Here is a 13322-nt window from a genome sequence, read left to right on the forward strand (position 1 = left end):
GGAGGCGCCTATGACAGCAGAAGGCATGACGATCGGATTATATGTTGCTTCCATTGAGATGCATGCCACGCAGGAGGACCCGCGGCTTCCAGAGCCCGCCTTTTACAAGCAGCTTGCGGAAACCGCTAGAAGGAAACAGATTGATTTTTACGTCTTTTCTCCATGCGAATTTAACGAAGATAATGGCCAGCTTCAGGGCTATCGCTATCTGAATCAGCGATGGGAGAAGGGCATCTGCAAGCTGCCCGATATTATTTACGATCGGCGCTTCTGCAAAAGCATGGAAGAGCAGCTTGCTTGTCGCAGTGCCCTGCAAGCTATTGCAGCTTGCAAGCCGCATATCATTTTGAACGGCATCCTCCCATCCAAATGGGAGGTTTACGAAGCGCTGGCGAGCGATGAACGCATCCAGCCGCTTCTGCCGGCTACCCAGCGTTATAGCCAATGCGCTATGCTGCGCGCCCGCCTTTCAGCTCCAGGCGCCGGGCTGTTTCTCAAGCCCGCTTCCGGCATGCAGGGCAAAGGCGCCTTGCTGCTCAGGCGGCATACCGAAGGATATTGGACCGTCTCAGGGCGCAGCAAAAGCAATCTGCCTTTTCAAAAGCAGCTCCTCAGCTTGAAAGCGCTGGAGCAATGGCTAGCCCGGTTTATCGGAAATGCCAGCTACATTATTCAGCCATATTTGCAGCTCCAGCTAAAAACAGGCGAACCTTTTGATATAAGGACTTTGGTACAGAAAGATGCGTATGGACGCTGGCAAGTAACAGGCCTTGCAGCCCGCTGCGGACAGAGCGGCTCGATCACCTCCAACCTCCACGGAGGAGGCGGGGTCAGGTCTGCAAAGGAACTGCTTATAGCGGAATACGGTGAAGCCATAAATGATCTTTTATTGAAGCAAATTCACGAAATAAGCCTGTATGCAGCCGAGCAGCTTGAACAGCGTTTCGGCAGACTAGCTGAGCTTGGACTTGATTTTGGCATTGAGCAGGGCAGACGATTATGGCTTCTGGAAGCGAACTCCAGACCAGGAAGATCGGCGTTTAGGCGACTTGGCCTTGAGAGATGTGCTGCACAATCTCTTGAGCGGCCAATAGGCTATGCCCAAATGCTGGCCCGCCGTCTCCATACGCCGTTAATTACTCCATCACCCGAATTAGACCGTTCTCGGTATGACAACGTTCAGGAGGTTCTTCCATGAGTTTGACAACTTGCAACGTACACTTTTCCCAACAAACCGATCGAGTCGTCTATCTGTCCAATCCGCTTCTTAAAGAACTGAAGCTGTCAGGCAAAAAAACGATGCACCTCAAGCTAGGCAGAGAAGTTATTACGGCTGCCATCCGCCCAGTCAAGCGCCAAGGCAACCATCTGTATTTATCGGCGGGCGTCCGCCAGTCTATTAAAGTACCGAAGACTGGCAATATTTATCTGCTTCAATCCGGAAATAATGAAATTCAGCTGGGGCCATTGGTCGGTATCTTAAGCGATACTGGATTCCCTTCCTCCGATAGTGCGCCATTTGGCGCAAGAACCGGCTTCATTAAGCAAGTCATCCGATCTGGAGAGAGCAAAGCATATTTGTTCGGCTTTACGCCAAACGACATCAACTGGCAGCAGGAAACCGTCAATGGCTACTTTTTGACGGCCCAGGGCAGCTGGTATCGCAAAACGGTTCCGCTTCCTGACGTTGTCTACAATCGGCTTCCCAGCCGCAAAGCGGAAACCTCGGCTATGATCAGTTCGCTGCGTGAGCGGTTTGTAAGGAAGAAAATCCCGTTTTTCAATTGGAGCTTCTTCAATAAATCGGATGTCTACAAGCTGCTCGATAAAGACCCAGAGGCCCTGCAGCATTTGCCTGAATCAGTGTCGGGCCCTACCCCGGAAAAAATCAAGGAGATGCTGGAAGAGCATCAATTCTTATATTTCAAGCCTACAGCCGGAAGCCTCGGCATCGGCATCTATCGCTTGACCTACCACCCTAAGCGGGGCTATTTTGCAAGGTACCGTAAAGGGAATCAAAATGTGCTGCTGCGCTTTACGAACTTCCAGAGCATGATCCGCATGCTGCATGCGCGCCACGGCAGCTCGTTAAATAACTATGTCGTCCAACAGGGAATACGGCTCGCCGAAATTGACGGCTGTCCGCTTGACTTCCGTTTTCATATGCATAAAAACGGCCAGAACGAATGGGTGCCCGCAGGAATTGGCGCAAAAAAAGCCGGGCGAGGCAGCGTCACTACCCACGTCAAAAACGGTGGCTCCCTCATGACGCCGCAGCAGGCGCTAAGCCGGACCTTCGGCAGCGGGGCTGCCGATGTGCTGGACAAAGCGAAGCAGGTAGCCATCAACCTTTCAGAAGCCATTGAACGCAACTATCCGCACCGTCTTGGCGAACTGGGACTTGATATCGGTATCGATAAAAATAGCGAGATATGGATGTTTGAAGCTAATGCCAAACCCGGTCGTTCGATTTTCAAGCATCCTTCCTTAAAATCGGAAGGTCGTGCCTCACTGGATTATATTATCGAACATTGCCTGTACCTCAGCAAGTTCCAAGGGGGTGACAGCTGATGGAGCAGCTGGTTAAAGAACAGGAATCAACAGCAGAGATCCGGGCCGGAAGGCCCGTACTCGCTATTTTGACTATAGAGGATGATATTCAGCTATTTCGCGGCAACCGCAGCAATTTTGCTGATTTAATCCGTGTAGGCCGGGATCAGGGCTTTATCGTTTACGTGCTTACTGCCAAAAATCTATATTTAAGCCGGACCAGTCTGAAGGGCTTCATATTTGACGAACAGCAGGAAATATGGCAGCAGCGCCTTCTCCCTTTTCCGGACATCATTTATAATCGCATTCCTCAACGGGAGGATGAGCTGCTGCCAGCCGTCAAAAACAAAATCAATGCTTGCATTAAAGATCCCAGAGTTACATTATTCAACCCCTTTTTTTTCAACAAGTGGCATTTATTCGAGTGGCTTCGCCAATCCAAAACGACTAAGCCCTACATCCCTTTGACTCGCAAGTTAATGTCCCTCAACGGGCTGGGCAAAATGATGCAGAAACATTCCTTTTTATATTTGAAGCCAGAGAGCGGCAAAGCAGGCAAAGGCATTATGACGATTACCCTTAAAGCCGAGAAGCAGCTGCCCTATCGTTTAAAAATCCAGGAGGAGCGCAAAAGTGCTACCTATAATTGCGCCACGATAACGAAGCTGTGGAGCCGCATCCAAAAGCAAAGCGCAGGCGAGGCCTATATCGCTCAGCAGGGTATCCAGCTTGCTTCCTTTAATGACCGCCGCTTCGACCTCCGTGCCCTTGTACAGAAGAACGGGCATGGCAGATGGGAAATGACAGGAATCGGCGCAAGGGTCGCCGGCTCCTCCAGCATTACGACTCATGTGCCTCGCGGCGGAATGATTGAAGATCCGGAGAAGCTGCTCATTAGTTCTTTTAATGCAGAGCAGGCGCGTAGAATACTTCTAAAAGCTAAACGCACCGCCTTGCTGATTGCGAGGCAGATCGAGCGCGCCTCCGGGCAAACGCTAGGTGAGATGTCGATGGACCTAGGAATAGACAGCTTGGGCAGCGTTTGGTTTTTCGAAGCCAACTCCAAGCCAATGAAATTCGATGAACCTCATATCCGTCAAAAATCACTGGAGCGTATTTTTCAATACGGCTTATATTTAACAAATAAAAAAGCAGGCAAGGCAGGAGGCGTATAATGATGGAAGTGCAGCTGCTCACTCCGAAACAATGGAACAGCAATCGCAATCGACTGGCTGATTTTGCTGTTCAGTATGGTGATAAGAGATTGACAGTTGCCTCCATTCAAGCCTTTCGCTCCTTGAATTCTGCCCAGCTCGGCCCATCAGTTGAAGCTGCATATTCCGAGGCGGCCGTTTCAATCGCTAGGCAAGGCTCACGTTTACTTGGCGTGGGCTTCGCAACAAATGGCGGCAAGCAGGAATGCTTTTTCGTCGTCCATCCAGAAGCCCGAGAGCTTGGCGTCGGAACGGCTGTCGCTCGGAGTCTAATTAACAAATTGGGCCAATTAACCTGTCATGTTGCGGTTGACAACATTCCGAGCATGGCACTGTGCTTCCGCCTTGGAATGAGTGCGGTATCTATGTTCACCGGACCGACCGGCAAGCCGACGCTCCGTTTTGAAAGGAGAACTTCTAATGACGCAGCCTGTACTCGGAATATTGACGTTATACCTCAATGAGAACGGTATGCTTGAAGAACGGGATATTTACCGTAAAATGACAATTGCTGGCCACAAACTGGGACTCGACATTATTATTTTCACCCCTCAAGACGTAAACTACAAACAAAATCGCATTCATGCGTTAATTTATAATGAAACATCCAAAAAATGGTCGCGAAAATGGACCTCATTTCCTCACATGATTTTTGACCGCTGCCGCATTCAACGTACTTATCGGTTCGATCAGCTGCTGCAATTCCGATCCCGTTATAGCCATCTCAACTTCCTCAACCGCCCGCTTCGCAACAAATGGACGATACATCGTACATTGATAAAGGACTCCCGATTTAAAAGCTATCTTCCTGCAGCACGCATTGCAGAAAATGCCCAAGTCGTATCCGAGATGCTGCGCAAGCATCCGCTTATTTACCTTAAACCGATTAACGGCACAGGTGGCAGAGGCATTTTGCGTATCGAGCGGAAACAAAGCGGAAGCCTTCTCATTCAAGGCCGCGATCAAGCAAGACGAATTATTAGCCCGCAAAAAATAAACGCCGCCTCCTTAAGCAGCTATTTATCCTCATGGGATTTAAAAGGTACCCGTTATATAGCCCAGCAGGGCATCCACCTCAAGCTTCCGAGCGGACGCGTGCATGATTACCGGATGCTCGTCCAAAAAAACGGGGAAGGCGCTTGGAGCGTAACAGGCTGCGCGGGCAGAGTAGGGCCTCTCGGCAGCGTAACCTCCAACCTTCACGGAGGCGGCCACGCTGTCCCCATGAATAAACTGCTGCAGCAATGGGTAAGCGATGACTCACTCGTTAAAGATATCGAGGCGGACGCCGAGCAATTCAGCATTAACGTCGCCAAACATCTCGAGCAGGTTTATGGACGGCTTTGTGAGCTTGCTCTAGATCTGGCTATTGACCGCAAGGGCCAAATCTGGCTGCTTGAAGTCAATCCCAAACCAGCAAGGGAAGTATTCGCCCAAGCGGGCGAGAAAGAGGCTTATAACCAGGCGATTATTAAACCTTTAGAATACGCTCTATGGCTATATCGGCAGAAAAAAAATGGAAAAGCCAAAGATACCATTACCAATACCAACAACAGTAGCAGCTTGACCCACATAAATGGCCTAAGCAAATCCTCGACCGATTCCGCCTAATGATTCACATAAAAAAGAACCTGGCTGTGTGACGTCATCTACGTGACGCCATATCCAGGTTCTTATTATTTCACTTCGTTTAAGCCTCAGCCAACAGCTCAACGATATCCGGCAACTTGGCAATCAGCACATCTGCTCCCACAAGTTCGGTATCTCGTCCATAGCTTGCATAAGCGCAGCCAATTACTTTAAGCCCGTTTGCTTTTCCCGCCTCCACATCAGAAGAGCGATCCCCAACCATCCATGCCGATGCAATTGAATGATCTTTCAACAATTGAGCAACCAAATCTACTTTCGTCGCCGTTTGGTATTCCCCTGCACTATACAAGCCGTCAAACAAATCGTAAATGCCCTTGTAGCGAGCCACACCACGTACATATTCTTCCAGTCCGTTGCTAGCTACGAACAGTTTGATGCCATGCTCCTTAAGCTTTTTCAGCATTTCTACCGCTTGAGGATACAATCTGCCTTCCCCTGCTTCCAGCTGATCCAGCTCATAACGCAGCATCAGCTCGTCAGCGCGTCTATGAGCCGCGTCTGAGGCGTCAGGCATAACTTTACGCCAAATATCTTCCAGCAACATGCCAAGGCAGCTGAGCAGCCGCTCAATAGGCGGTGTTGGCTGATTATACAGACCTTCTTCACGCAGCGTTTGAAACAACCTCTCGTGAACAGATACTAATAGAGTATCCGTCTCAAACAACGTTCCATCCATATCAAAAATAACCGCTTCCGGCTTCGTCCATTTCTCTCCAGCCATATGTAGGTGCCTCCTCGAATTATGTGTCCTTATCATACTAATTATGCTGAGCCCCCGCAACCACTAACGCGTTAAGCCCATACTCTAATGCCTCCCCCCACACACCACTAGCTCATTCTAAAACCTTATAAAAAAGCTTTAACGCCGCATCAAGTAATGGTTATATTTCAAATTTAGAGTCTTTCAAGAAAGCGGCTCTGTCCTAGAGAGGCTTTGCTGTTTTTGTTGCTTACAGGCATTATCCCCTTAGCTCAGAAAACTTTTTCCATCTACTATCCTAACTAATTGACTTCCTGTCATCATTTCGATAAAATAAGAACATAGGTTCCCATTAGAGTGAGGTGTTAGCGATGCCTGCCATTTCTGAGTCTATTGCAAAGTTCGATAGTTGCTTTTCCAATAGCGAAGCATGTTATTCTTTTTTATATAGTATTAAATGGCCAGAAGGTTTTCGCTGCCCTCGTTGCAATCACGATGCAGCCTATAGGATCACTTCGCGATTCTCTGATTTATATCAATGCTATTCCTGCCGTCATCAGACGACACTAACTGCTGGCACTCTCATGAACAAAAGCCGAACACCATTGCGCAAATGGTTGCTTGTGTTATTTCTAATCTCCCAGCACCAAATTCAGATTAACGCTGTTCAAGTAGCAATAGCTCTACATGTAACTTATAAAACAGCCTGGGGCATGCTCCACAAAATTCGCCAATTTATAAGCCAAGCCGATGAACATGAAAAGTTATCTGGTGTTATTAAAGCTGCAGTGGAGTTATATGCTAGAAAGCAACATTCATCCAATCACGACTCACCTAAAGAGTGTTCAATTGTTATAGCCTGCTCTGCCAGCTTTTGCTCTACTTCACACTTTAAGTTCAAAGTTATCCCATCTGCTCATTTGAATGAAAGGTGCTTATTACGTTCAGGAGTAGCGGCCTTTGCTCGCAACTACGTTAGCAAATCATACATTAATGAAATAATTATTCAGCCATTGTACCGTATGGCAGATTCAAGATTTTTGAGACAACAATATAAACGTTCCATCATTAAATTAAACGCTTGCTTTAAGGGAATTGGCGCTATCCATTTGCAATCTTATCTGAACTACCTTTGCTTTTTTCTGAATCATCCTAACCTAGACCCGCATTCTCTCTTGCAGGAACTTACATCGTTATGCTTGGGCAGACCATTTTCAAAAAAAAACCTACTAGCACTATGAACTCTCCAATTTTTTCATATTATTATACCCATGAATCATTTCCTCTTTATTAATTGGAATCAAAGCCTAACTAGTTACTCCTCCTTGTTAGAGCTGCCCCTTTTCGATGTTTTTGAATTTTTGAAACTACAGTAACACCAATAAAAGATTGAATTTGTTTTTTCTCGCAATCAAATAATACATAAATGTTTTGAGGTTAGTTATTCAGTCTCTCTCTGACCCAATAATATATTGGATTTTGGCATAGGTTTTCTATTAATTCTTTATCAACACTAATACTATTCTTTAGCATTCCCCTTTATTAATTCAAGGTTTACAATGACAACAAGTTCAATTCATCCATCTTTCACCTCCACTAAAAAAAACAAATCGGTTTCTTTCCTCAGTAGCACTTCCAATCCTCAAGTCCGTCACTCCCTAAGCACGAGCTTCGGGCTATTTCTATTTTCCTACAAAATTTCGTAGTCAATTAATTTGAAAGGGCTAACGTTCTACGTTCTACGTTCTACGTTCTACGTTCTATCTTCACACTCCATGTTTTACGCACTTTGTTCTACATTCTTAATTTGCACGCTTTGTTCGCAATATTTGTTCCACATTCTTAGTTTGCACTCTTCGTTCTACGCTTTGTTCTAGACTCTTTGTGTCCTACGCTTTATGTTCACGCTCTATGTGCATGCTCTATGCTCATGCTCTGTGCTCATGCTCTGTGTTCACTTTCTGTGTTCACGTTCTGTGTTCACGTTCTATGTTCACGTTCTATGTTCACGTTCTATGTTCAGACTTTGTGTTCACGATCCATGTTCACGATCTATGTTCATGCTCTGTGTTCACGCTCTGTGTTCCATGCTCTGTGTTCCATGCTCTCCGATTTATGTTCTCCGCTCTATTTTCTATAAGGATAAAGGCTTACGGGCGTTTTCTGAGCTATGGGGATAATGGGCTAAAGCAAAATTCATAGTGTTGGCATCATCCAGAAATCAGAGCTTTTGCAAACATTAATATTCCCTATATTTATATGCAAACACGCAAAAATGACTGGCACACGCAAAGGGGGTGTCAGTCATTTTTTTCGTTTTTTATCAATAGCAGCTTTAATCGAAACGTGCGGTGCGTTGGTGGAAATCTACTTCTTTGTAATACATATCTTTCACCAGTAAGTTGGGGCCACAACATGAGGCAGCAGGGCAATAGCAGTTTACGTCTTGGGCTAACGGATGTTCCAGCCATTTTGTGAACAAGTCATCCAGCTTAGAACTTGCTATGTTTCCAAATGATGGAACATCTGAAAAGTCGGTGACGAATACTTCTCCTGTAAATAAATTGACGTTTAGACGGTTCCGTCCATCTGGGTCATTGCGCACTGTGACATTTGGCTCCGCAGCCAGACGGCTAAGCAGTGCTCGTTCCTCTGTATGATTGCTGCATTGATAAAAAGGCAGCGTTCCAAACAACATCCAAACTGACGGGTCGCGGTTATCCAATAGCCGTTCAATTGCTTGACGCATTTGCAAACGAGTGATGACCGGCAAATCTTTAGCAAATGAACTTGGATACATAGGATGTACTTCATGACGCTCGCAGCCCATTTCTACAATCAGTTGGTGAATTTCATCGATTTTATCATGTGTGCGGAAGTTAATCATGGACTCGGCAGATACTAGTACGCCTGCTTTGCTTAAAAGACGTGCATTCTCAATCATTCGCTCATAAAGCTTAACCGAAGCCTCGTAGGAAACTTGATGTCCGGCTTTAGCAAAACCTACTTGGTGAAAATCATCCACATTCGTATAGTTAAATGAAATGTGCATGACATCCAAATAAGGAATAATCGCCTCGTAGCGACTGAATGGTAAAGTTACATTAGAGTTGATTTGAGAACGAACACCACGATCTCTGGCATATTGAAGCAGCGGCAGCATATATTCCTTGACCGTTTTAGCCGAATAGGAGGGCTCTCCGCCAGTAATGCTTATCGTCTGCAAATGTTCAACCTCATCCAATCGTTTGAGCAGATCCTTTAAAGGCAATTTGGCCGGCTCCGACATAACTAGCGTATCGCCAACCGCGCAATGTTCGCAGCGCATATTACATAAGTTTGAAATCGTCATTTCCACACTCGTCAATTGGTGCTTGCCGAACTTCTGGATGGAACGAATAGGATCCCATGGGTCGTTAACTGGGGTTAGCAGCGGCAAAGCCTTGGGGTTGCCACTCACTGCTAATGGATTTGCTGCTATAGCATTCAATGTATTCATTTTATCAACACCTGATTTCTGCATCTTTCGATTGTATAATTTCTAGTACCATTGTAATGTTCGAATCCGAAAGAAGCAATAAAATAGACATGAAAAAGAAAAAAGAGCCCCAAGTAGCGGGCTCCTCATGCTATTACCCATTTTTAGCTGATAGTACAGGCAAATCATTTTGTTCATCATTTACGCTTATAATCATAATGCTTAGCTGCTTGGACATGTCGATTTCATAGGGCACAGCGAGTTCTTCGCCAACCTCGTTGCTTAATATACGAATAATCGGTCGATGCGGATAGGCATGATTAAAGTCTACTACTACACCTGATTCACCTGTATTGATTTTCACCGTAATACCAATAGGATAAATGGCTACCTTATCTCGAAATAATTGTACCATATGCTGTTCGTATAAGGTTCCAGTTCCTGCATACAGAAGCTCAATAGCATGATGCGGTAGCATCGGGGCGCGGTAAATCCGATTAGTCGTCATTGCGTCATATGAATCAACTAACCCGATCCACTTTGCATACTCATGGATTTCATTGCCTTTGATTCCTCTTGGATATCCACTGCCATCCAGCCGTTCATGATGCTGATAGGCACAATGAGCCACAATTAGCGGCAAATTAGGCTCATCCTTTAATAGCTCAAAGCCGAAACGAGCGTGATTTTTCATCATGATGAATTCATCGGGAGTTAAAGCTCCAGGCTTTTGAAGGACATCAATTGGAATTTGTGTTTTTCCAATATCATGAAGCAGCGCTCCCATCCCGAGAGTCATTAGTTCTTCATGTGAATAATTGTAGGCTATGCCAAGAATGGTCGTGTAGACGCACACATTTAAAGAATGCTGATATAAATAATGATCTACTGTTCCCATATTCATTAGCATAATCATTGCATCCTTATGAGCGGACAAATCATCAATAATCAAATTCATCATTTGTTTGAAGGTTTGGCCAATATACGGATACGTAACGCCTTTTTTACGCTTTGGTCGATCCATCATATCACGAAAATTTGTACGTATTTCCTTCAAGGCAAATAGCAGCGTTTCCTCGCGAATAATTTCTGGCATCGTAATATCATCGGTTTTCGGATCAAGAATATATATATACTGTATTCCACATTGTTTGAGCCGGGTAATAAGCCGACTGGTCAGCTCAACATTTTCCCCTAACAGCACTAAACCATCATGTGAGAAAATCTTTTTGGCCAATCGCATGCCGGGCTGAGTCTTTGTTATAGGCATCAAACGCATTTTCTCGATCCTTCCTTGACTGAGTGGTTTCTTCTTAATTAATACATCGGATAAAATTAATAAAAATGTTATATCGTTGATGCTATATTATTCCACCTAGGCAGCTTGCAATCCACAATATTAGCCTGTTCTTTCAAAGCTTCAGCCAATACATCCCGAATAAATTCCGGTAAAAAATAATCTATATTGACTCCTTGTCCTAATGACAAATAGCCGATATGGAACGTGAACATATCAATGGAAGCTACATTATACCATTTTTCTTCCATTAGAGTTTGCCCATTGACCAATATCTTAACGATTCGGTCCAGCGGCGGCCGCTCGGAATCAAAAATAACCTCAAGACCGTCTACTGCAAGTGTTCCTAATACTTCGCCGCGAAACCCATAACCTTTAATTCGCTTATCCATATACTCCGGCAGGAGGGATTGCTCAAGCGCCTCCTTGATATGCCTGCCAGTAAGCTGCATTTTGCAAGGGTTTATTGGAGACGGACATAACGCATGCAACTGTCCAGCTGTCACTTCTCCCTGCTGCAAGCCACCTAGTAGTTGTCCGGTATTTACAATCGCGATTTCTGCTGCAGTATGTCTCTTTAAACCTGCTGCAAGCAAATTGGCGAGCGGCGACTCTCCCGAAATTGCCATCGAAAGGGGCTCATCAATACATGCGACTGTACGATTGAGTCGTGCGAGCCCTTCTTCTTTATATTTTGCAATAATGGCTTCAGCTTCCGGGTGTTCCTCAAAAGCAGCAGTCGGTATACAAGCCGCCTTTACTTGCGGTTTAGCAGCAATCCCCAGCGAAATTTCGATACGCCCAATATGCTCGCCAAATTTCCCAGCTGCACAAATCGAAGTTTGTTTTACTTGCAGTGCTTCCTCAAGCAAATGATGAGTATGAGCACCGAATACCAAGTCAACACCTGTCAATTCTTGCGCTATCCGCTCATCATTCGCCAGCCCAAGATGTGACAACACGATGATCAAATCCACTTCTTTACGCAATTGCTCCACTTGTTTTTGAATTGCCTCGAAAGGGTCCGTCGCGTTCCAACCGAGCAAAACATAAAAATCCGTAAAATTTGCCGTAACACCAATTAAACCAATTTTTATATGGCCTTTATTTACAATAATATGAGGCAGCAGCCACGGCGGTTGCTTGTTCGTTGCCGCATCCAACATATTCGCCCCTAAAACGGCAAATTTGGCATGTTTGCCATATAACTCGGCCAGTCTTTCCTTTGAATACGTTAGCCCTTCATTATTTCCGATAGTTACCGCATCATAACCTGCTTCATTTAGCAGTGCAATATTTACCATGCCGTCGCTGCCTTCTGTTTCACTTCTCATTCTGTCCATATGGTCGCCGATATCGAGGACTAACAAGTTGTCCTTACCGTGAACGCGACGTTGATCAGCTATATAGGAAGCAATTCGTGCGGCATTTTCCAAGCGACTATGAATATCATTGGTGTGTAAAATAACAATATTTGGCTCTAATCGTAGTTTGGAATCCATGCCTGCCTCCCCTAAATTTAAAAGTTATAAACGCCCGCCTAACTATCTTAGGCTGTCTCTTTAGCATAACATTTTTCTATAGATTATGGTATGCTGTTATAGTACACCTATATCATTACGTGAGGTTAAATAACATGATTACGCAATGGAAAATTGATTTATTTGCAGGTTTGTCAGAGCGCTTCGGTGTGCGTTCTCTTATTATAGAGACTGCTGAGCAAAATATGACGGTGGCAGAACTGAAGAAGCACTTGATCGCTTCCTATCCCGAACAAGCGGATATTTTAAGCATCTCTTTTCTCGCCTGCAACCACGCTTACGCTCAAGCTGATAGCATCATAAACGCCACTGATGAGCTCGCGCTTCTCCCCCCCGTTTCGGGAGGACAAGCTGAACACTCTAATGAAGATGAACAAAAAACTCCCCTAGAACAATTGTACATGCTAACTAATGAGAAAATTACGACAGAGGAGGTTTTATCCAAAGTTATTGTTCCGGGGCATGGTGCTTCCATTGCTTTTGTGGGAACGACGCGAGAGTGGACGCAAGGACAGCGTACCATTCGCTTGGAATATGAAGCTTATGAACCGATGGCTGTTAAAATGATGAAGCAAATCGGTGATGAGCTTGAACAGCAATGGCCAGGAACTTTGTGTGCCATTACACATCGGCTTGGCATTGTCGACATTGCCGAGACTAGTGTAGTCATTGCTATTTCCTCGCCGCATCGCGCTAGCTGTTATGACGCCAGCCGGTACGCGATCGAACGATTGAAGCAAATTGTTCCAATCTGGAAAAAAGAAATTTGGGAGGATGGATCAGAATGGAAAGGCCATCAGCTTGGCCCTTGGAATCCTGATACGTCGCTAGCAACCTCTCAAGATGAAGCCTAAAATAAACCGCTTATCAAATATTCCCATCAAAAGCGCGA

The 13322-nt window shown here is 45.4% G+C and carries 11 protein-coding genes and 1 pseudogene; 8 read left to right on the forward strand and 4 right to left on the reverse strand.

Annotated elements, in window-relative coordinates; all coding sequences use genetic code 11:
* Positions 1-10: 10 nt before the first annotated feature.
* Genes ABEW34_RS00790 through ABEW34_RS00810 form a run of 5 tightly spaced genes read left to right on the forward strand, consistent with a single transcriptional unit; the run spans position 11 to position 5375 of the window.
* A complete protein-coding gene (locus tag ABEW34_RS00790; RefSeq protein WP_430154003.1) occupies positions 11-1198 on the forward strand; it encodes a YheC/YheD family protein in 1188 nt (395 codons plus the stop codon).
* A complete protein-coding gene (locus tag ABEW34_RS00795; protein WP_430154005.1) occupies positions 1195-2571 on the forward strand; it encodes a YheC/YheD family protein in 1377 nt (458 codons plus the stop codon). Before ABEW34_RS00790 ends, ABEW34_RS00795 begins: the two co-directional genes overlap by 4 nt.
* Positions 2571-3725 (forward strand): YheC/YheD family protein, encoded by a 1155-nt coding sequence (locus ABEW34_RS00800; protein WP_430154007.1) that lies wholly within the window; start codon positions 2571-2573, stop codon positions 3723-3725. Before ABEW34_RS00795 ends, ABEW34_RS00800 begins: the two co-directional genes overlap by 1 nt.
* On the forward strand, positions 3725-4228 hold the full coding sequence (locus ABEW34_RS00805) for a GNAT family N-acetyltransferase (protein WP_430154009.1): 504 nt from the start codon (positions 3725-3727) through the stop codon (positions 4226-4228). Before ABEW34_RS00800 ends, ABEW34_RS00805 begins: the two co-directional genes overlap by 1 nt.
* Positions 4185-5375: a YheC/YheD family protein gene (locus tag ABEW34_RS00810; protein ID WP_430154011.1), complete on the forward strand. Its 1191-nt coding sequence runs from the start codon at positions 4185-4187 to the stop codon at positions 5373-5375. The genes ABEW34_RS00805 and ABEW34_RS00810 overlap by 44 nt, the downstream gene beginning before the upstream one ends.
* Before the next feature lie 79 nt (positions 5376-5454).
* Here ABEW34_RS00810 and ABEW34_RS00815 read toward each other — a convergent pair whose 3' ends face one another.
* Positions 5455-6135 (reverse strand): HAD family hydrolase, encoded by a 681-nt coding sequence (locus ABEW34_RS00815; protein ID WP_430154013.1) that lies wholly within the window; start codon positions 6133-6135, stop codon positions 5455-5457.
* A 350-nt stretch (positions 6136-6485) separates the two neighbouring features.
* Between ABEW34_RS00815 and ABEW34_RS00820 the strand changes: the two are divergent.
* Together ABEW34_RS00820 and ABEW34_RS00825 are read left to right on the forward strand one after the other, a co-directional pair.
* A pseudogene (locus ABEW34_RS00820) lies at positions 6486-6662 on the forward strand (transposase); the annotation flags it as partial.
* A gap of 36 nt (positions 6663-6698) precedes the next feature.
* Positions 6699-7355, forward strand: coding sequence for a hypothetical protein (locus ABEW34_RS00825; RefSeq protein WP_430154130.1), 657 nt, complete (start codon positions 6699-6701; stop codon positions 7353-7355).
* A gap of 1094 nt (positions 7356-8449) precedes the next feature.
* Here ABEW34_RS00825 and yfkAB read toward each other — a convergent pair.
* The 3 genes from yfkAB to ABEW34_RS00840 form a co-directional block, all read right to left on the reverse strand.
* The gene (gene yfkAB / locus ABEW34_RS00830; protein WP_430154015.1) at positions 8450-9613 is read right to left on the reverse strand and encodes a radical SAM/CxCxxxxC motif protein YfkAB; all 1164 of its coding nucleotides are present in this window, start codon (positions 9611-9613) and stop codon (positions 8450-8452) included.
* 133 nt (positions 9614-9746) lie between these two features.
* On the reverse strand, positions 9747-10871 hold the full coding sequence (locus ABEW34_RS00835) for an HD-GYP domain-containing protein (RefSeq protein ID WP_430154017.1): 1125 nt from the start codon (positions 10869-10871) through the stop codon (positions 9747-9749).
* A 68-nt stretch (positions 10872-10939) separates the two neighbouring features.
* Positions 10940-12391: a bifunctional metallophosphatase/5'-nucleotidase gene (locus tag ABEW34_RS00840; RefSeq protein WP_430154019.1), complete on the reverse strand. Its 1452-nt coding sequence runs from the start codon at positions 12389-12391 to the stop codon at positions 10940-10942.
* Positions 12392-12525: 134 nt separating this feature from the next.
* Between ABEW34_RS00840 and ABEW34_RS00845 the strand changes: the two genes are divergently transcribed.
* Positions 12526-13284 (forward strand): molybdenum cofactor biosynthesis protein, encoded by a 759-nt coding sequence (locus tag ABEW34_RS00845; RefSeq protein WP_430154021.1) that lies wholly within the window; start codon positions 12526-12528, stop codon positions 13282-13284.
* Positions 13285-13322: the final 38 nt, after the last annotated feature.

The organism is Paenibacillus algorifonticola (assembly GCF_050481745.1).
Taxonomy (GTDB): Bacteria; Bacillota; Bacilli; order Paenibacillales; family Paenibacillaceae; genus Pristimantibacillus; species Pristimantibacillus algorifonticola_A.